The organism is Thiobacillus sp., assembly GCF_018780105.1.
GTDB lineage: Bacteria > Pseudomonadota > Gammaproteobacteria > Burkholderiales > Thiobacillaceae > Thiobacillus.
This window is the reverse complement of the sequence record NZ_JADMKC010000022.1, coordinates 15,425-34,213: the sequence shown is the minus strand read 5'-3', so window position 1 is coordinate 34,213 and position 18,789 is coordinate 15,425. Positions and strand designations below refer to the sequence as shown.

Below are 18,789 nucleotides of genomic sequence, written 5' to 3'. Positions count from 1 at the left end.
GGCTCCTGAAATCTGAAAATAGGACTATATAGGTACTGTTTAGTTCAGATTCTGGGTGAATCAAGATCGCGAAGGGATCAAGTCCGGCAAACGCAGATCAAATCCATTGAGGCGCCCTACACGAACTGGAGGCTGACATGACCCCACTCAAACAAACCGTTTGGAGCCCGGCGGAGTTGCTCCATCATCTGGAAGAGGGCAGCCGGTTCGCCATCCTCGACGTACGCAACCGGGACGAATTCGATGTCTGGCGTATCGAAGGCAAGGTGCCGATCCAGACCCTCAACATGCCCTACTTCGACCTGCTGGACCTGAACGAAGCCGACGAAGACATCGCCGCAGCGGTTGTCCGCGCCGTTCCGCTGCAATTGCAGAACAAGTTACCCCGGGACGCCACTATTCTGGCGGTATGCGCCGAGGGCAACACCTCGAGCCACGTGGCCGAAGGCCTGCGTCGGCTCGGCTATCAGGCAGTCAACCTGCAAGGCGGAATGGCGGCCTGGGGCGACCACTACGCCATGCGCGTGGTGGAAGACAGTCCGCAGCTCACCATCCTGCAGATCAGCCGTCCGGCCCGCGGCTGTCTCAGCTACATGCTGGCCAGCGGCGGCGAAGCCATGGTGGTCGATGCCGCGCGCCACATCGATCTCTACACCCGGATCGCCGGCGAGCGGGGCTGGGTCATCACGGACGTGTTCGACACCCATCTGCAGGCCGACCACCTCAGCGGCGGCGTGGCGCTGGCCAAGGCACTGCGGGTGGATTACCGGCTGCATCCCTACGACAGCATCCATCCCGACGACCTGCTGCCCGCGACGTTCCCCTTCCGCTATCTGGAAGACGAAACGGTGCATACGCTGGGCGAGGTGAGCGTGCGCGTGCTGCATCTGCCCGGTCATACCCTCGGCATGGTCAACCTGCTGGTGGACGAGCGCTATCTGTTGAGCGGCGACACGCTGTTCATCAACTCGATCGGCCGCCCCGACCTCGGTGGCCGCGCCAAAACCTGGGCGCCGCTGCTATACCGCTCGCTGCAACGGCTGCTGGCCCTGCCAGATCACACCGTCGTGCTCCCCGCCCACTTCAGCCACATGCACGAGGCAGACGCGCAGGGCTGCTACCGCGCCAGCCTCGGTGCGCTGCGCAGCCACAACGAAGGCTTGCGCATGCTCGGCCGCGGACAGGCCGCGTTCAACGCATACATCTTGGCAAGCCTGCCGGAGCATCCGCCGAGCTACGACGACATCCGGCGAATCAATACCGGCCTGCTTCAGGTGGACGAAGCCCGTGCCAGCGAACTGGAACTGGGGCGCAACCGGTGCGCGCTCTCGCAGCACGAGGCGGGGCGGCGGAAGGCGGCGTAGGAGCGTGGGCTCGGGCAGAAATCTGGCTCAGCCAGATACTTTTCATTCCGCTATTGCACGGGTGCCTCAATCGGGTTGCCCCTATAAGGATAATTTTTCAGGCGCGTGTCGCTGCGCTCGTGGGGCTTGGCGAGGGTCTTGGCCGGGTCAATCCAGTCTTCCCATTTGAAGTTCTCGATCACCTTGGCCTGATAGCTTTCTTCAAGCGGGTGTTCGAGGATGTCGTTGATATGCGCCCACTGCTGATAGCGCATGAGGTCGACCTGATAAGGCGTCGGTTTGCCCCCGGCCTTTTTCACCACTGCCTTGAGCGCTTCCACGTCCTTCATCGTCACCTTGGGCTGCCAGGTCACCTTGCCGGGCAGCATGACCGGCTCGCCAGGGATGTTGTTGATCCCTTCCTTCCACGTCGCCAGCACGGCAACCTTCGTGTCTTCCCGATAGAGAACGATGGCATGGCTGTAGCGCTTGTCCTTGAAGAACCCCAAGTTGCCGTATTGCAGCCGCGCACCGGTAAGGAAAGCCACCGCATCCGACCAGCAGGGCGATTCGCCGCTGATACCCCAGAGTACGCTGCGGTCGATGATGCCGTCTGGAAACAGAATCTTGAATGCCACCCAAGCGGAGTTGGCGGCGGTTGTCGTCCCCTCGCAGTCGTGGCCATGGAAGCGCACCAGGTCTTTCAGCGTGGCCGGATAGGTATAGGGGTAGTAACGCCCCTGTGTACCTTGAGTGGCCAGCATTTCGAATACCGGCGCATAAGGCTTGGCAACCATGGATGCATACCAGGTCGGGTTGCGATCCGGTGCTTCCACGCCAGTTTCGATGAAGATCGATTCGCCCTCCTTGTAGGTGGGCTCTGCGGCTATGACACTGGTAGCAGCCAGAAAAATCAGACCACCGGATAACAAGAAGTCCCTGAAATATTTGCGCATGAGGATTTTCATTCCCCCTCCCTAGTCATGTGTATCGGAATCCGATAGCCCTGCATATCTCGCCAAACTGGCGGTACTGCAAGTTCTATTGCCCTTTTCCATGTATAGCAGACTGGTGCAGATCAGCTTGAGCGTCTGCAAAGACTGGAGCACTGGACGGACTTAGTGAGTATCTGGATTGTGTGAAATTGCCCCCGCCATCCCGACGAACTTGCTGCCAATCAAGCAGCCCTTGTTATGGCGATGCCGCAATTTTCCCATCGCCCACTACGCAATGATGTGGTGCACCGGCAGCTTGCTCATGTGCCACTCGCCGGTTTTCGCGTCGTATTGCGATGCGGTGAAAACATGCCACCCGCCATCGTCCAGCTTCGGAAAGTCGCCGCGATAGTAATAGCCCGGCCAGCGGGTCTCCTGGCGGTACAGCGTGTGCCGCAGCACGGCTTCGGCGGTCCACACCCGGTGCTGGAGTTCCCAGGCGCGCTGCAGCTGGTGGATGTCTTCGGCGCCGAGGTGGTCTAGGTCTTCCCGCAGCAGGGTCAGTAGCTCGAGTCCACGCTTGAGCATCGGTTCGCTGGTGACGTAGAAGGTGCTGATGCCGCCGGCGTATTCGTCCATGAGCTTTTCCAGCCGCTGCAAACCCTGCAGCGGGGTGAGGTAGCTCGGTGCGACGCTGCCGGCGACGATTTCGTTGCGGCCCACTGCGTAGTTTTCCAGCGGCTTGAAGATGGTTTTCTCCAGCAGTTTGATCTGCGTTTCATCCACCTGCGGCGGCTCGCCCTTCAAGTCCATGACATAGCGGATGGCGGCCTTGCCGGCGAGCCTGCCTTCGGTGAAGGAGCCGGACGAGAACTTGTGGGCGGAGCCGCCGATGGTGTCGCCGGCGCCGAACAGGCCTTCCACCGTCGTCATCCGGTTGTAGCCCCACTGATAGTCGGCGGGCGCGCAGTCTTCCGGCCCGCTGGCCCAGGCGCCGGAACAGGTGGCGTGCGAGCCCATGACGTAGGGTTCGGAGGTGATCAGCTCGGACGGTTTTTCCTTCGGGTCAATGTTCTGCGAGGCCCACACCACGGCCTGGCCGACGGTCATGTCGAGAAAGTCCTCCCAGCCAATTTCCTCCTTCGCGCGGCTGTCGAGCACCTCCTGCGTATGCATGTAGATGGGGCCGTTGCCGGCCTTGATTTCCTGCAGCATGGCGTGATTGCGCAGGCAGGTCGGGATCGGCGTGGTCTCCGCATAGTGGCCGACCAGTGCCTTGATCTCATCGAGACGCGCGGCTTCGTAGTTGACGCCGTAGGCGTTGGTGGCATAAGCCTTGAGCAGCAGGAACCAGGCACCGACCGGGCCGTAGCCGTCCTTGAAGCGCGCGAGCACGATGCGGTTTTCCATCTGGATCATCCGGGCGCCGGCATGCAGCACCAGGCCGTAGGCCGACGCGCTGCTCCACGGGGCATACCAGGTGCGGCCGACGCCTTCGCCGATCGACCTGGGCCTGAAGATGTGCGATGCGCCGCCGGCGGCGACGATGACAGCTTTTGCCCGGAACACGTAAAAGTGCCGGTCGCGCACGCTGAAGCCGACCGCGCCGGCGACCCGGCTGGGATGCGTCTTGTCCATCAGCAAGTGCGTCACCATGATGCGGTTGAAGACTTCGCTGGCGGATTTGCGGGCGGCCTCGGCGATGATCGGCTTGTAGCTCTCGCCGTGGATCATGATCTGCCATTTGCCTTCCCGCTGGTAGCGGCCGGTCTCCGGGTTCAGCATGATCGGCAGCCCCCACTCCTCGAACTTGTGCACGGTGGAATCGACATGGCGCGCGATATCGAATATCAGGTCTTCGCGCACCAGCCCCATCAGGTCGCCGCGCGCGTAGCGCACGAAGTCTTCCGGCTGGTTTTCGCCCCAGCGCATGCCCATGTAGCAATTGATCGCCGACAGGCCGTGGGCGACCGCGCCGCTGCGCTCGATATTGGCTTTCTCGACCAGGGTGATCTTCAGGTTGCGTCCCCAGTAGCGGGATTCGTAGGTGGCGCCGCAGCCGCCGAATCCGCCGCCGATGACGAGAATGTCGGTGTCGACGACGCGGGTTTTTCTGGACGAGAACAGGCTCATGGCGTCACCTGTTCGGACTCTAACGGCGGCAGCATGGGCAGCGCGGCCACCATGAGCGCATCGGGTTCGTGCGCGAGCAGCGGCGAGACGAGGGCGTCCGCATCGGCGGGTGCATAGTCGGCGGGCGGCTTGATCGACCCCCAGGGCGTGGTGCGGATCGGGAAGGTGAATTCCTTGAGCCGGCCGTCGCGGTAGCGGATTTTCCAGGAAATGGTTCCCCTGGCCTCTTCCCGCCGCACCCGCACGCGGGCGCCCAGCGGCGCGAAGTCGGCGTAGCCGCGCACGTCGATCGCATGCTGCGGGCACGCCTTGACGCATGCGTAGCACTCCCAGCAGAAATTGGGCTCGATGTTGTACGACCGCCTGTGTATCGGGTCGATGTGCATGATGTCGGACGGGCAGATGTCCACGCACTCGCCGCAGCCGTCGCAACGCGTCATGTATGTGTAGGTGGGCATCGCGTGTCTCCTGTGGGCGCCGGCAGGCTGGATGAACCGTCGGCTTCCTCGATGCTTCGCTGGAATGCCACCACGGGCTTGTAAAACATGTGGGCGAACTTGGACCAGGGCACGGACACAAACAGCAGCGTGGTGAAGAAGAGATAGGCGCCGAAGAGGATCCGCGTTGCCGTCGGGTTGCCCGCCATCGCCCCCAGTTCGAACAGCAGGGCAAAGCTCACGCTCGCCAGCAGCGAGACGATGAACAGGTCGGCACGCACCAGACGCCAGGGCGGCTGGCCGTCGTGCACGACGTTGACCCGGAGAAAGAAGAAAAACCAGTAGCCGCCGATCAGCACCATCACGACGCCGATGTTCCACAGCACCGGCAGGACAGCCGGCGTGTGCGGGTCCGCCGGATAGCCGAAAACCATCACGACGGTCGTGACGAGATAGAGCACGAAGCCATAGAACATCAGGACATGCGACCGCCTGCGGCTCGGGTTGCAGAATTCGCCGAACGTCGCCACGTCGTGCGCGAGCGTTCGTGTCGCGATGCGCACCACCTCCGCGCCGCTGAGCCTGCGGGTTGCGGCGGCGCTGGATTGCGCGCGCTGCTGCACGAAGAACTGCGCACTGCGCTTGTGATACAGGTCGAATAGCGTCCCGGCGATCACCGCCAGAATCATTAGAACGACGTAAGCCTGCAAGAAATGCGGGGGCAGGAATTCTGTTGCCGCGAGGAACGGATTGTCCGTGATCATCATGACGCTCCCATGCCAGCCGGTGGCTCCCTGGAGTGGCGGATACGCCTTGTCATTTTGGCGACGAGCGCGTTTCTTGTTCCGAGGCGCGAGGCAGGTCTGGAATGCCCGTCCCGGTGTCAGGTGTCAGAAACGCGGGTCGTCAAATTCACGCTGCCAGGTGGCAACCGTGTCAATTTCCCCATCCCGCAGACGTTCGGTTTGTCTGCGTCGGGTGGGGTTGAGCACCGGATTCCCGGGCTCAGTACTGATCCGCCAGCCAGCCGTCCAGCACAATGCACGCTTCGGCGTTGGGCTTGTTGGTGACCCGGCCCAATATCGGCGTGTAGCACAGGTACTGGTTGCCCGACTCGTCAGACAGATTGCGTAATGGCATCTGGCCCACCGTCTCGAAGTCATTCGTGTCCATCATGACGAATGCGTACTCGTCCCCTACACTGACTTCCAGCTTGCCGCCATTGCCTTCACCGTATTTTTCCCACCAGGAATCCGGGTTGGCGCCTTCGTAGTAAGGCGCCATGCTGTCGTTGCTGCGTATGTGCCAGGACATGATGGTGGGCTGCTGTATCGCGTTTTCAAACGCGATCTTCTTGGCCAGGAAACTCGCACCCTGAAAGTCCAGGCTTGCGTCCTGATAATCGACATGGATGTTTTTCATGATGTCACCTCCGAAAAACGGATTGCTACGCTGCAGGCAAAAATCCTGTCAGGTAGATTTCTTTTTTAGGTGAATACCAGACAAAAACAATCAGGTATCGAGATTGCCAGGATTAGGCTTTGAATCCGTAGCGATTTTTACAAGCGCCGGTTCCGTACGCGAGGAGCCCGGCAAAGCAATCAGGATCGAAGGCAGTGGGCCTGAATGCCGTGAACGCTGGACAAAACGGCCAATTGGCGCAGCCGGGCGTGTTTAGAGCTGGCCCTGAACCAGATACCAGTTGATTCCGCTTTTGGCATAGCCGGTATCGTCCATCAGCCAGTCGAGCGCCAGCGTGGCGAGGTCGTCGGCGACCGGATCGGCCAGCGGGTCCTTGTCCTGCTGGACAATTTTCAGGTAGGTCTTGCACTCCGGGCAGCTCTCGGCGCGCACCACGTTGTCGCCACCCTCCACATGGTAGTAACCGATGCCGCGGGTGTTGTCGCAATTGCTGCACTTGGCACGCACCACATGCCATTCCGACGCGCATAGCGCGCAATGCAGGTAGCGCAGGCCGTTCTCGGCGCCGCCAATGCGCACCACCGAACTGACCGGATGCGAGCCGCATACCGGGCACAGATTGGGATGCTCGGGCCGCGCCACCTGGACGGGATCGAGCTGTCGCGCAAGGCGCACCCAATGCACCTGCAAGGCCGCGCCGATCAGCGGTGCGGTGGCGGCATTCAACCGGGTCAGGTCGCTTTCGAACAGGCCGGTGGCCTGCTCGTCCAGCCACGCATCTTCACCTTCCAGAATGGGCTGCAGCGCAGCCTGACCGGCCGCAGGCAAGTCCGGCAGCATTGCACGCGCCAGATGACGGGCCGTATCGCGCCAGCCGGGCGGCCGCGTCAGGCCCGCCGGCGCCAGCGGCGGCATGTGGTATTCACGGCATTGCGCCAGTTGTTCCGGGCTCGGCAATTCTTCCTCGGGCGAGGCGTCCAGTCTGTCCTGCTGGGCGCGGGCGAGCCGGGCGATAAAGCGCAGGTAGTCGTCCAGGGTGTGACGTTCGGACAGTTGCTCCAGCCGCCGGGCGCGCGTCAGAAAAAGGTCGACGGGCGGCAAGCGCAACTCGGGAATATGGCCGGCCGCCGCTTCGATCTGGCCGGGTTGCAAGAGGGTGGGGGTCATGGGCGCTAGCGAATTCCTTGTGTGCGATCCGAGAATTACTTGCCGGTCATTTCGCGGTACCAGGCGCGGTGATGGTGCTTGGCCCAGGCCGCGGATACGGTGCCGCGCGTCATCGCGCGGATCGTGCCCTTGACCCAGATCGCGGCGTAGACGTGCACGATGATGCCGAGAATCATGACCCAGGCTGCCAGTGCGTGAATCACCACCGCCAGCCGCAGCAGTCCGATAGGGAAGGACGGCGCGAACCACGGCTGCCAGATCACGATTCCGGAAAGCAGCAGCAGCGGAAGGCTCACTACCATCACCCAGAACAGCAGTTTTTGCCCGGCGTTGTATTTGCCGAGTTCGGGCAGGTTCTGGTCGCGGTTGCACAGCACATCGCCGATGCGTTTCATCCACTGCCGGTCGGCAGGCGTGATGCGGTTGAACCCCCAGAAGCGCGCCGCCATCGCCATGAAGAACAGGAACATCAGCACGCCGATGAAGGGATGCAGGATGCGCGTCCAGGTGCCGCCGCCGAACAGGTGGGTCAGAAAGAAAAAGGCGGGATGGAACAGCGCCAGCCCCGATAGCGCGGCGAGGACGAAGGCGATGGCCACTACCCAGTGGTTGCTGCGCTCCCTGGCGGTGTAACGTTGAATGAGCGCGTTCATGATTTCGCCTCCTCTTCATCCTCAACTTTCTTGGGACCCGCCGTGACGTAGTGGAAGAAGCCGGCGAACACCGCCAGACCCACGCCGAAACTCATCAGGGGTTTGGTGATGCCTTTCCACAATCCGACCAGCGGGCTGATGTGCGGGTCCTTCGGCAGGTTCGCGTACAACTCGGGCTGGTCGCCGTGCTGCAGCACATACATCACGTGCGTGCCGCCGACACCCGGCGGGTCGTACAGCGCAGCCTTGCTGTAGCCGCGCTCCTTGAGGTCTTCGATGCGGCCCTCCGCGTGGTGAATCATGTCGTCCTTGGAGCCGAACACGATGGCTCCGGTCGGACAGATCTTCACGCAGGCGGGCTCCAGTCCCACCGCCACGCGGTCGGAGCACAACGTGCACTTGTAGGCCTTGTTGTCCTTCTTCGAGATGCGCGGGATGTTGAACGGACAGCCGGTGATGCAGTAGCCGCAACCGATGCAGTTTTCCTCGTGGAAATCCACAATGCCGTTCGCGTACTGCACGATCGCGCCCGGCGCCGGGCAGGCCTTGAGACAGCCCGGATCGGCGCAGTGCATGCAGCCATCCTTGCGGATCAGCCACTCCAGCCGGCCCGCCTCCACTTCCACTTCGGAAAAACGCATGACCGTCCACGACTGGTCGGTGAGATCGCGCGGGTTGTCGTACACCCCCACATTGGTGCCGACCTCGTCGCGCAGATCGTTCCACTGCATGCACGCCACCTGGCAGGCCTTGCAGCCGATGCATTTGGAAATGTCGATGAGTTTCGCCACTTTGACCGCTTCGCCGCGTGCGGATGGGGAGGGCGTGGTGGTGGCGGAGCGGGCCGTGATGTCGAGAGATTGCAGTGCCATGGCCGTCTCCTAGACTTTCTCGACGTCCACCAGGAACGCCTTGAACTCCGGCGTCTGGGTGTTGGCGTCGCCCACGAAGGGGGTCAGGGTGTTGGTGAGGTAGCCGTTTTTCGCCACGCCCAGAAACCCCCAGTGGATGGGAATGCCCACCGTGTGGGTTTTCTTGCCGCCCACGGTCAGGCTCATCAGGCGCTTGGTTACCACGGCCACCGCGACGATGAAGCCGCGGTTCGATTTCACCCGCACATGGTCGCCGGAGTCGATGCCTTTCTCCTTCGCCAGCTCCTCGCCGATTTCGACGAACTGTTCCGGCTGGATGATGGCCGAGGACTTCACGTGCTTGGTCCAGTAGTGGAAATGTTCGGTGAGGCGGTAGGTGGTCGCGACGAACGGGAACTTGTCCGGCTTGCCGAAGGTTTCCCAGTCTCCCTTGAATACCCGTGCGGCCGGACAGGCCCGCGCCACCGGGTTGTTCGGGGACATGGGATTGGCCGCCAGCGGCGACTCGAAAGGCTCGTAGTGTTCCGGGAAAGGCCCGTCGTTCATCTTGTCGACGGCGAAGAAGCGCGCCACGCCTTCGGGGTTCATGATGAATGGGTTCATGCCCTCTTCCGGTGCCGAGTCCGGCTTGAAGTCGGGAATGTCCGAGCCCGTCCACTTGCCTACGCCGGCATCCCAGGCAATCAGCTTGCGCGTCGGATCGTAGGGCTTGCCGGCCGGATCGCAGGAGGCGCGGTTATACAGAATGCGGCGGTTGGCCGGCCAGGCAAAGGCCCAGTTGAGCGTCTGGCCGATGCCGAAGGGATCGGAATTGTCGCGCCGCGCCATCAGGTTGCCCTTTTCGCTCCAGGCCCCGGCGAAGATCCAGCAGCCGCAGGCGGTTGAGCCGTCGTCGCGCAGTTCGGCAAAGCCGTTGATCTGCTCGCCGGCCTTGACCAGCACCTTGGTCGGGTCCTTGGGATCGGTCACGTCCCTCAGCGCCTTGCCGGAGAACTCCTTCGCCAGTTCTTCCGGCGAGGGGAAAGCCGGAATCTTGTGTTTCCAGGTCAGGTTGAGGACGGGATCGGGGAAAGCGCCACCGTCCTTTTTATACAGATCGCGAATCTTCAGGAAAATGCCGGCGAGGATTTCCTGATCCGATTTGGCATCGCCCGGCGGCTCCGTGCCCTTCCAGTGCCATTGCAGCCAGCGCCCGGAATTGACCAGGCTGCCGTCTTCTTCGGCGAAGCAGGTCGATGGCAAGCGGAACACTTCGGTCTGGATTTTGGCCGGATCGACGTCGTTGTATTCGCCGTGGTTCTGCCAGAACTCGGAGGTTTCGGTGGCCAGCGGATCGATGGTGACAAGAAACTTGAGCTTGGCCATGGCGCCCGACACCTTGACCTTGCACGGCGCCGACGCCAGCGGGTTGAAGCCCTGGCAGACATAGCCGTTGACCTGACCGTTGTTCATGTCCTCGAACACCTGCAGGATGTCGTGCGGCTTGTCGAGCTTGGGCAGCCAGTCGAAACACCAGTTGTTTTCAACGGTGGCGGCGTCGCCGAACCAGGCCTTCATGGTGCTGACGTGGAACTTGCCGTAGTTCTGCCAGTAGCTCAGCTGGCCGGGGCGCAGCGGCTTGGTGGCGCGCTTGTCGATATAGGTCGCGTAGTCCAGCTCCTTCTCGCCCGGCAGCGTCATGTAACCGGGCAGCAGATTGGACAGCAGACCCAGATCCGTGAGGCCCTGGATGTTGGAATGCCCGCGCAGCGCGTTCATGCCGCCACCCGCTACGCCGATATTGCCGAGCAGCAGCTGCACCATGGCGCCAGTGCGGATCATCTGCGAGCCCTGCGAGTGCTGCGTCCAGCCCAGCGCATACATGATGGTCATGGTCTTGTTGGGCGCCGAGGTTTCCGCGATCATCTGGCACACCTTGAGGAAAGCCTCCTTCGGCGTGCCGCAGATGGTGGACACCATGTCCGGCGTGTAACGGCTGTAATGCGCCTTCATCAACTGGTAGACGCAGCGCGGGTGCTGCAGCGTCGGGTCGGTTTTGGCAAAGCCGTCCTCGCCGATCTGGTAGCCCCAGGTCGACTTGTCGTAGTTGCGTTTCTCGGCGTTGTAGCCGGAGAACAGGCCGTTCTCGAAGGTGTAGGCGTCGTTCACCAGGAAGCTGAAGTCGGTGTAGCTGTTCACGTATTCGTGATGAATCTTGTCGTTCGACAACAGGTAATTGATGATCCCGGCGAGGAACGCGATGTCCGATCCGGCGCGGATCGGCGCATAGAAATCCGACACCGCCGCCGAGCGGGTAAAGCGCGGATCGACCACGATCAGGCGCGCCTTGCGGTGTGCCTTCGCTTCGGTCACCCATTTGAAGCCGCACGGGTGCGCCTCGGCGGCGTTGCCGCCCATGATCAAAACCAGGTCCGTGTTCTTGATGTCAACCCAATGGTTGGTCATCGCTCCTCGGCCAAACGTCGGGGCAAGACTTGCCACCGTGGGGCCGTGTCAAACACGTGCTTGGTTATCGAATGCGAGCATCCCCAGGCTGCGGGCGACCTTGTGGGTCAAATAGCCGGTTTCGTTGCTGGAAGCCGAGGCGGCGAGCATGCCGGTGGTCAGCCAGCGGTTGACCGTGGCGCCGTCCTTGTTGGTGGCCTCGAAATTCGCGTCGCGGTCGGCCTTCATCAGTTTGGCGATCCGGCTGAACGCATCGTCCCAGGAAATCCGCTGCCATTCCTTGCTGCCGGGCGCGCGGTATTCCGGGTATTTCAGGCGGTTGGGGCTGTGCACGAAATCGAGCAGGCCGGCGCCCTTCGGGCACAACGTGCCGCGGTTCACCGGATGGTCGGGATCGCCCTCGATGTGGATAATCTCGGCATGCGCGTTCTTCGCCTTGTCGCCCAGGCTGTACATCAGGAGGCCGCAACCTACCGAGCAGTAGGGACAGGTATTGCGGGTTTCGGTGGCACGGGCGAGCTTGAATTCGCGGACTTCTGCCAGTGCCTCATCGGGCGCGAAGCCCAGCACTGCCAAGCTGGATCCGCCTGCTCCCGCCGCACAGATTTTGAAAAACTGTCTCCGAGTCACTTGCATGTCGCGCCTCCGGTTCTTGTGAATCCATATTTATAGAAAAAACATAAAAAAACTATAGACACAAAAACGGGCACGCCAAGCAGATTATGGATTCGCTTGATGATCCGCACGCCTGAATCTTGCGTCTTCGCGGCATTCCGGCCGCACACGACGTGTCCGATTACGAAAACCAGCGCAGAAAGGCGGCCGCGGTCAGTGCGATGGCGGCCAGCGCGGCCAGGCTTTGGAAGCCGCGCCTGACACCGGCTCGGGTCCAGGTCTTTCCGCGCATGAGATAGATGGCGGCCAGCATGAATCCCGTTATCGCCGCCACCACTTTGACGGCGAGCGCGATCAGGGCGATTCGGCCCAAGTCCGGAGTCTCGCCGTAGTAGTAAAGGCTGGTGACGCCGAATAATCCGCCGCTGGCGATTTGCACACCCCAGGCACACAGGATCAGCCAGGCAAACGTGCGTCCGTATTCCAGGCGGGAAGTGGGCCATAGCGTGAATAGCGCACCTCCTAGCACGGCGGCCGCGCCGAAGTTATGCGCCACCTGGATCAGTGCATAGGCGAGGTTTTCCGAGCCCATGATCGAATTTCCCGCGCCTGCTCCGCCAAAATTATTTCACCGTGACCTGCACGCACTGTTCGATGCCGACGGGCACATGCGCTTTGTTCACCACTTTGACGCATAAGGTGTGCTTGCCGGTCGATGGGGTTTCCAGCAGATAACTGCCTTTGAGTTTGCGCAGGATGCCCACTTCGCGAGTGTCGACATAGACATGGACGTGATCGCCGCGCGGTCCGGGGTCGACGTCATAGACCAGCCGGTTTTCGTCCAGTGCGTCGAGTGTGGCCCCGTCTGCCGGGGCGGTAATGCTGACCCGGCCTTGTCCCAGGCTGGTGGCAGGAATGGCCAGCAGCAGGCCAAGACCTAAAGCTGCGAAAAAGTGCTTGAAGCGCATGGTGTGCTCCTTTGAGGGCTGCGCCCTCCAGTCGTCGATCAGGCTGCTTTCTGCTGCTTGTACTCCACCCATTTGGCAACCTGATCGTCCCAGTCGTCGCCGCGGAAATAGGGGTTGGAACGCGGCGCGCTGATCATGTTGGGATCGACCGGGATGTTCATGCCTTCGAGGAAATTGGCCAGCCCGATGCGTTCGATCATCTCGCCGGTGCGCTCGTGATCGAGCGCGTTTTCGGCGAAGAAATCGAGCAGGTTGCGCGCCAGTTCGTTCAGCGCTTCGAAGTCTTCGTCGCTTTCCAGTTTCATGAACGGAATGATTACGCTGCCCATGGTCGCGCCGATTTTCAGCACGCCCTTGCCACCGACCAGGATCGACACGCCTTTGTCCTTGCCGGGCAGCAGGCCGCCGGGAATCACGTTGAGGCAATGCATGCAGCGCACGCAGTTCTTGTTGTCGATGCACATCGCATTGCCGTCCCCCAGACGCGCCACCGATACGTGCGGGTTAGCTGTGTCCGCTTGCGCCTCGGGGACGATATCGATTGCCTGGGTTGGACACTTCTTGACCACGTCATTGACCAGATCGCGCATGCCGTGGACCTTCATGTAGTCCTGTACCAATGCTTCGTTGACGCGGATGTTGTCGCGCCAGGTGCCGATGGTGGCCATGTCGGAACGCTGGATGGCGTTGACGCAGTCGTTCGGGCAACCGGAAAACTTGAACTTGAACTTGTACGGCAGGCTCGGCCGGTGCATGTCGTCGAGGTTGTTGTTGATGACGGTACGCAGTGCGCGCGCCTCGTCGAAGCAGGACATCTCGCAACGCGCCGAACCGACGCAGGACATCGAGGTGCGCAGCGCGGGCCCGGCGCCACCGAGGTCGAAGCCCATTGCGTTGAGGCCGTTGAAAACCGGCTGTACGTTCTCGGTGCTGACGCCCTGAAACATGATGTCGCCGGACTGGCCGTGGAAGGCGATCAGGCCGGAGCCGCCATTGTTGACCCACACATCGCACAGTCTGCGCAGCAGGTCGGAGGTGTAATGCATACCGGCCGGCGGTTGTACGCGCAGGGTGTGGAATTCGGCGGCTTCGGGAAACAGCGGTTTGCCGGATTCGTCCTTCAGTTCGGTGAAGCGCGGAATGATGCCGCCGCCGTAACCGAACACGCCGACGGTGCCGCCTTTCCAGTAGCCTTTGCGGGTTGCGTACGAGGTTTCCAGTTGGCCCATCAGATCGACCATCATGTCGTTGTCGCGGGCCAGACGTTTGAGGCCGCTGACAAAGCTGGGCCAAGGGCCGCTTTCAAGCTGGTCGAGCAGGGGGGTGTCGTACAGGGTGCGTGTAGTCATGGCGATATCCTTTCAAGTTCGAAAGTCACGCTTCAGTCTAGACAATACCCGAGTGTTTTTATCAGGATTACCCAAATGGGCTATATGCCCCGAAAAAACCTTTAAAAACGCTGGCTTATCGCGGCACCTGGGCGTAGCCCATGTAGCGCTTGATGACCGCCACGCGGCGCTGGTAGCCTCGCGAGTTGCGGTGGTTTTCGTACCAGCGCGGGTTCGGCACCATCGCAGCCAGGCGCGCGGCCTGGTCGCGATTGAGCTTGGCGGCGGGGATTTTGTAGTAACGGCGGGCCGCCGCTTCGACGCCGTAAATACCGTTGCCCCACTCGATGACGTTGAGGTAGACCTCGAGGATCCGCCGCTTGCTCCAGGTCGCTTCGATCATCAGGGTGATGATGGCTTCCTGGCCCTTGCGGATGAAACTGCGATCGCCGGACAGGAACAGGTTCTTCGCGAGCTGCTGGCTGATGGTGGAACCGCCGGCGACCAGCCGGCCTTTCTTCAGGTTCTTTTTGACGGCGGCTTCGATGCCCTCGACGTCGAAGCCTTCGTGCTCGTTGAATTTGGCATCTTCGGCAGCGACGATGGCGCGTTTCATGTGGCTGGAAATGCGGTCGTACGGCACCCATTTGTGGCGCAGTTCGGCGTCGGGATTTTTGTCCTGCTGGCGCGCGAGCCCGGCTTCCATGAAGGCGGTGGAAGTGGGGTTGTGATCGATCCACCAGAGCACATGGGCGAAGATCCACAACTGGTACAGCAGGATCAGTGCGATCGCCGCGGCGACGCCTTTGCCGAGCCAGCGTAATGCCGTTTTCATGCGCGCAGGCTCGCGATGACCGGTGCGGTATCGGGACGCACGCCGCGCCATAGATAAAACGCCTCGGCTGCCTGCTCAACCAGCATGCCGAGGCCGTCGGCGGTGGCGGCGCCGTGGACGCGCGCGAAATCGAGGAAGGGTGTGTGGCCGTACATCATGTCGTAGGCCAGCGTGTCGGCACCGAAAATGCGCGGAGACAGCGGCGGCAGTTCGCCCGCCAGACTGGCGGCGGTTGCGTTGATGACGACATCGAAGGGCCTATCGGTCGCTTCAAACGTGGCGGCGCGGATGCCGTGGCCGAATAGCGTTGCCAGTTCCTCGGCACGGCTGAGCGTGCGGTTGGCGATCACCAGTGTGGCGGGCTGCTGCTCGAGCAGCGGTTCGATCACGCCGCGCGCCGCACCGCCTGCGCCGAGCAGCAGGATGCGCTGGCCGGCGAGCGTGCGCTTGAGGTTGCGGGTGAGATCGGCGACCAGTCCGGCACCGTCGGTGTTGTCGCCGAAGATGCCGTCGGCGGCGAAGCTCAACGTGTTGACCGCACCGGCGCGTTCGGCGCGCGGGCTCAGACGCTGCGCCATTTTGAACGCGGCTTCCTTGAACGGTACCGTCACGTTTGCGCCGCGTCCGCCTGCCGCCACAAAAGCCGCCACGCTGTCGGCAAAGCCATCCAGCGGCGCGAGGATGGCTTCATACGTCATGTCCTGCCCGGTCTGGTGAGCGAAGGCGGCGTGGATGAGCGGCGATTTGGAATGGGCGATGGGGTGCCCGAAAACAGCATAGCGGTCAGTCATGGCGCGCTATTCTAAAGCGCGTCGGGTCCAAAGTGCGTCGAGGGCAGACGGATCAGCTTTGTGTCCAGGGCAGGCCGCGCTGCTTCCAGCCATTGAGTGCGTTGCGGTGGCCCGTGTTTTTGTCGAGATCGCCCTCGAAGCCTTCCTGCACGTTGTAACACTGGCGTAAGCCGGCCTCGGTGCCGGCAATCGCGGCGTGGTGCGAGCGGTGACCGTTGCGGCAGATGAAAAACAGCAGCGACTCCGGATCGACTGCCTGCGCCAGCTGCACGGAAAAATGCGGGTTGAGCATCCAGCCGGGCCACGATTGCCATTCCACGTGCACGGCACCCGGCAGCGTGCCGGTCAGTTCCAGTTCGGCGCGCGAGCGCACGTCAATGAGGCGTGCACCCGGTGCCAGCTGCAACAACTCGTGGGCTTCGTGTGGCAGCAACGCGCCGATGTAGGGCCAGTTCTGTGCCTGGCTGCGTGCGTGCGCCGTGTTGAGCAGTTCGGTAATGCGTCCCATGGCTTAGATCCTGATTGTTTCGACCAGTATATGCAAACCTGAACGCACTGCCACTGCACCAAAATAGTGCTCTTATTATCGTTGCGCAACAAAACAGTGCGCTCGTCAGGGTGCGGATGCGTGTGTTGTGGTGGCTGGCCCTTGTGGCACAATGCCGGATAGATATTTTGAAGCGTGGCACGGTTTCTGCTGATTGGTCATCCCGTACATATCAAAATATGTCGTTCAACTTACTTTCAGCTTGAGGAGATTCAGCATGGCCGTGGCCAAAGTGATGAAAATGATTCAGGACAATGAAGTCAAATTCGTTGATCTGCGTTTTACCGATACCCGTGGCAAGGAACAGCACGTATCGATTCCCGCCCGCCTGGTGGATGCCGAGTGGTTCGAAAACGGCCACCCGTTCGATGGCTCGTCGATCGCTGGCTGGAAAGGCATTCAGGCTTCCGACATGCTGCTCTCCGCCGACCCGGATTCGGCCTGGATCGACCCTTTTTTCGACGAATCCACCCTGATCCTCACGTGCGATGTGATCGAGCCGTCCGACGGCAAAGGCTACGAGCGCGATCCGCGTTCGGTCGCCAAGCGCGCCGAGGCCTACCTCAAGTCGACTGGCATCGCTGACACCGCCTACTTTGGTCCTGAACCCGAGTTCTTCATTTTTGATTCCATCACCTGGCACGACAATATGTCGGGCTGTGGCGTGCAGATCAATTCCGAAGAAGCCGCCTGGTCGTCCGCCGAGAAGTTCGAGAACGGCAATACCGGCCACCGTCCCGGCATCAAGGGCGGTTACTTCCCGGTGCCCCCGGTTGATTCGCTGCAGGACATCCGCGGCGCGATGGTGCTGGCACTGGAAGAAGCCGGCATCCCGGTTGAAGTGTTCCACCACGAAGTGGCTACCGCTGGCCAGTGCGAAATCGGCACCGTGTTCAGCACGCTGACCAAGCGCGCCGACTGGACGCAGATGCTGAAATACATCGTGCAAAACGTCGCCCACGCCTACGGCAAGACCGCGACCTTCATGCCCAAGCCCATCGTTGGCGACAACGGTTCCGGCATGCACGTTCACCAGTCGCTGTGGAAAGACGGCAAAAACCTGTTCGCGGGCAATGGCTACGCCGGCCTGTCCGAGATGTGCCTGTACTACATTGGCGGCATCATCAAGCACGCCAAGGCACTGAACGCCATCACCAATCCGTCGACCAACTCGTACAAGCGTCTGGTCCCCGGCTTTGAAGCGCCGGTGATGCTGGCTTACTCGGCGCGCAACCGTTCGGCCTCGATCCGCATCCCGATTGCTGCGAGCGAGAAGGCGCGCCGCATCGAGACCCGTTTCCCGGATCCGACCGCCAACCCGTATCTGTGCTTTGCTGCGCTGATGATGGCCGGCCTCGACGGCATCCAGAACAAGATCCATCCCGGCGACCCGTCGGACAAGGATTTGTACGATCTGCCGCCGGAAGAGGATGCGAAGATTCCGAAGGTCTGCCACAGCCTGGAAATGGCGCTGGACGAACTCGACAAGGATCGCGAGTTCCTGACCCGTGGCGGCGTGTTCACCAACGACATGATCGACGCGTACATCACGCTGAAAAATGAAGAAGTCACCAAGTTCCGCATGACCACGCACCCGGTCGAATTTGCGATGTACTACTCGCTGTAAGGGCTGCTCGGAGCGGGGTTGCCGACGCTTAGGCGGCTTGATAACTCCGGTCGGGTGCAAACAGCAAAAAGGGCAGCTTCGGCTGCCCTTTTCTATGGCACGCCATTCCGCGGCGCGTGCGCCCGCTGCTTCAGAATCGATGGCTTTAGCCGTTACCAAGCGGGTACGCTACACTCCTCCGCCATGTTGAAATCATCCTTTGTCCTTTTGCTGTACCTGATTCTGGCTGCGCCCGCGCAGGCGGAAATCTACAAATACGTCGATGAAAGTGGCAACGTCACGTTCACCGATGTGTACAAAAAAGGGGCGAAGCGGATCGACATTCCCGGCGGCCCCGAGGCCTTGCCATCGCGCGGCAAATCCGCATCGTCCAAGCGGGCCTCCGCCAATCCCAGCCCGGCTGATTTCCCGCGTATCGACCCGGGCACGCAGAAGCGCCGGGACGATATCCGCCGCCAGGTATTGCAGGACGAGATCAATGGCGAGCGCAAGAATGCCGCCGAAGCGCGTCGTCAGTTGAGCCTTGGTGAGCGGCTGGCGCCGGGTGAGCGCATGACCGACGCGAGCTACCAGAATCGCGTCAAGAGTCTGCGCGAGAGCGTGCAGCAACACGAGCAGAACGTGGTATCCATCCAGCGGGAACTGGCCAACCTGAAATAGCTGGCGTACTT

Annotated in this window: 18 protein-coding genes; 3 read left to right on the top strand and 15 right to left on the bottom strand. The window is 61.5% G+C overall.

Features of this window, described 5'->3' with window-relative positions:
* The first annotated feature begins 137 nt into the window (after window positions 1–137).
* Window positions 138–1,364 carry an MBL fold metallo-hydrolase gene (locus IV098_RS12175; RefSeq protein ID WP_296889447.1) on the top strand — a complete coding sequence of 409 codons (1,227 nt, stop codon included), beginning with the start codon at window positions 138–140 and terminating at the stop codon, window positions 1,362–1,364.
* A gap of 50 nt (window positions 1,365–1,414) precedes the next feature.
* Here the strand turns inward: IV098_RS12175 and IV098_RS12170 are convergent, their stop codons facing one another.
* The 15 genes from IV098_RS12170 to IV098_RS12100 form a co-directional block, all read right to left on the bottom strand.
* Window positions 1,415–2,311, bottom strand: coding sequence for an FmdE family protein (locus tag IV098_RS12170; RefSeq protein WP_296889446.1), 897 nt, complete (start codon window positions 2,309–2,311; stop codon window positions 1,415–1,417).
* A gap of 255 nt (window positions 2,312–2,566) precedes the next feature.
* The gene (aprA, locus tag IV098_RS12165) at window positions 2,567–4,411 is read right to left on the bottom strand and encodes an adenylyl-sulfate reductase subunit alpha (RefSeq protein ID WP_296889444.1); all 1,845 of its coding nucleotides are present in this window, start codon (window positions 4,409–4,411) and stop codon (window positions 2,567–2,569) included.
* Window positions 4,408–4,869, bottom strand: coding sequence for an adenylyl-sulfate reductase subunit beta (gene aprB, locus IV098_RS12160; RefSeq protein WP_296889442.1), 462 nt, complete (start codon window positions 4,867–4,869; stop codon window positions 4,408–4,410). The genes aprA and aprB overlap by 4 nt, the downstream gene beginning before the upstream one ends.
* Window positions 4,848–5,615: an adenylyl-sulfate reductase gene (locus IV098_RS12155; RefSeq protein ID WP_296889440.1), complete on the bottom strand. Its 768-nt coding sequence runs from the start codon at window positions 5,613–5,615 to the stop codon at window positions 4,848–4,850. The genes aprB and IV098_RS12155 overlap by 22 nt, the downstream gene beginning before the upstream one ends.
* A 238-nt stretch (window positions 5,616–5,853) precedes the next feature.
* Window positions 5,854–6,270, bottom strand: coding sequence for an AF1514 family protein (locus IV098_RS12150; protein ID WP_296889439.1), 417 nt, complete (start codon window positions 6,268–6,270; stop codon window positions 5,854–5,856).
* 252 nt (window positions 6,271–6,522) lie between these two features.
* Window positions 6,523–7,437 (bottom strand): formate dehydrogenase accessory protein FdhE, encoded by a 915-nt coding sequence (fdhE, locus tag IV098_RS12145; RefSeq protein ID WP_296889438.1) that lies wholly within the window; start codon window positions 7,435–7,437, stop codon window positions 6,523–6,525.
* 35 nt (window positions 7,438–7,472) lie between these two features.
* On the bottom strand, window positions 7,473–8,090 hold the full coding sequence (locus tag IV098_RS12140) for a formate dehydrogenase subunit gamma (protein ID WP_296889437.1): 618 nt from the start codon (window positions 8,088–8,090) through the stop codon (window positions 7,473–7,475).
* Complete coding sequence (fdxH, locus tag IV098_RS12135) at window positions 8,087–8,962, bottom strand: formate dehydrogenase subunit beta (protein ID WP_296889436.1); 876 nt, start codon at window positions 8,960–8,962, stop codon at window positions 8,087–8,089. The genes IV098_RS12140 and fdxH overlap by 4 nt, the downstream gene beginning before the upstream one ends.
* A 9-nt stretch (window positions 8,963–8,971) precedes the next feature.
* Window positions 8,972–12,043 (bottom strand): formate dehydrogenase-N subunit alpha, encoded by a 3,072-nt coding sequence (fdnG, locus tag IV098_RS12130; RefSeq protein ID WP_296889435.1) that lies wholly within the window; start codon window positions 12,041–12,043, stop codon window positions 8,972–8,974.
* 160 nt (window positions 12,044–12,203) lie between these two features.
* Entirely contained in the window at window positions 12,204–12,614 is a 411-nt protein-coding gene (locus IV098_RS12125; protein ID WP_296889434.1) for a hypothetical protein, read from the bottom strand.
* Window positions 12,615–12,645: 31 nt separating this feature from the next.
* A complete protein-coding gene (locus IV098_RS12120; RefSeq protein WP_296889433.1) occupies window positions 12,646–12,990 on the bottom strand; it encodes a hypothetical protein in 345 nt (114 codons plus the stop codon).
* A 38-nt stretch (window positions 12,991–13,028) separates the two neighbouring features.
* The gene (gene dsrA / locus IV098_RS12115) at window positions 13,029–14,339 is read right to left on the bottom strand and encodes a dissimilatory-type sulfite reductase subunit alpha (protein WP_296889432.1); all 1,311 of its coding nucleotides are present in this window, start codon (window positions 14,337–14,339) and stop codon (window positions 13,029–13,031) included.
* A gap of 115 nt (window positions 14,340–14,454) precedes the next feature.
* Entirely contained in the window at window positions 14,455–15,153 is a 699-nt protein-coding gene (mtgA, locus tag IV098_RS12110; protein ID WP_296889431.1) for a monofunctional biosynthetic peptidoglycan transglycosylase, read from the bottom strand.
* The gene (gene aroE, locus IV098_RS12105) at window positions 15,150–15,944 is read right to left on the bottom strand and encodes a shikimate dehydrogenase (protein ID WP_296889430.1); all 795 of its coding nucleotides are present in this window, start codon (window positions 15,942–15,944) and stop codon (window positions 15,150–15,152) included. The genes mtgA and aroE overlap by 4 nt, the downstream gene beginning before the upstream one ends.
* Before the next feature lie 52 nt (window positions 15,945–15,996).
* Window positions 15,997–16,452, bottom strand: a complete 456-nt coding sequence (locus IV098_RS12100; RefSeq protein ID WP_296889429.1) for a rhodanese-like domain-containing protein — start codon at window positions 16,450–16,452, stop codon at window positions 15,997–15,999.
* A gap of 256 nt (window positions 16,453–16,708) precedes the next feature.
* Here IV098_RS12100 and glnA point away from each other — a divergent pair, with 256 nt between their 5' ends.
* Both glnA and IV098_RS12090 read left to right on the top strand, forming a co-directional pair.
* Window positions 16,709–18,118, top strand: a complete 1,410-nt coding sequence (glnA, locus tag IV098_RS12095) for a type I glutamate--ammonia ligase (RefSeq protein ID WP_296889428.1) — start codon at window positions 16,709–16,711, stop codon at window positions 18,116–18,118.
* A gap of 183 nt (window positions 18,119–18,301) precedes the next feature.
* Window positions 18,302–18,778 carry a DUF4124 domain-containing protein gene (locus IV098_RS12090; protein ID WP_296889427.1) on the top strand — a complete coding sequence of 159 codons (477 nt, stop codon included), beginning with the start codon at window positions 18,302–18,304 and terminating at the stop codon, window positions 18,776–18,778.
* Window positions 18,779–18,789: the final 11 nt, after the last annotated feature.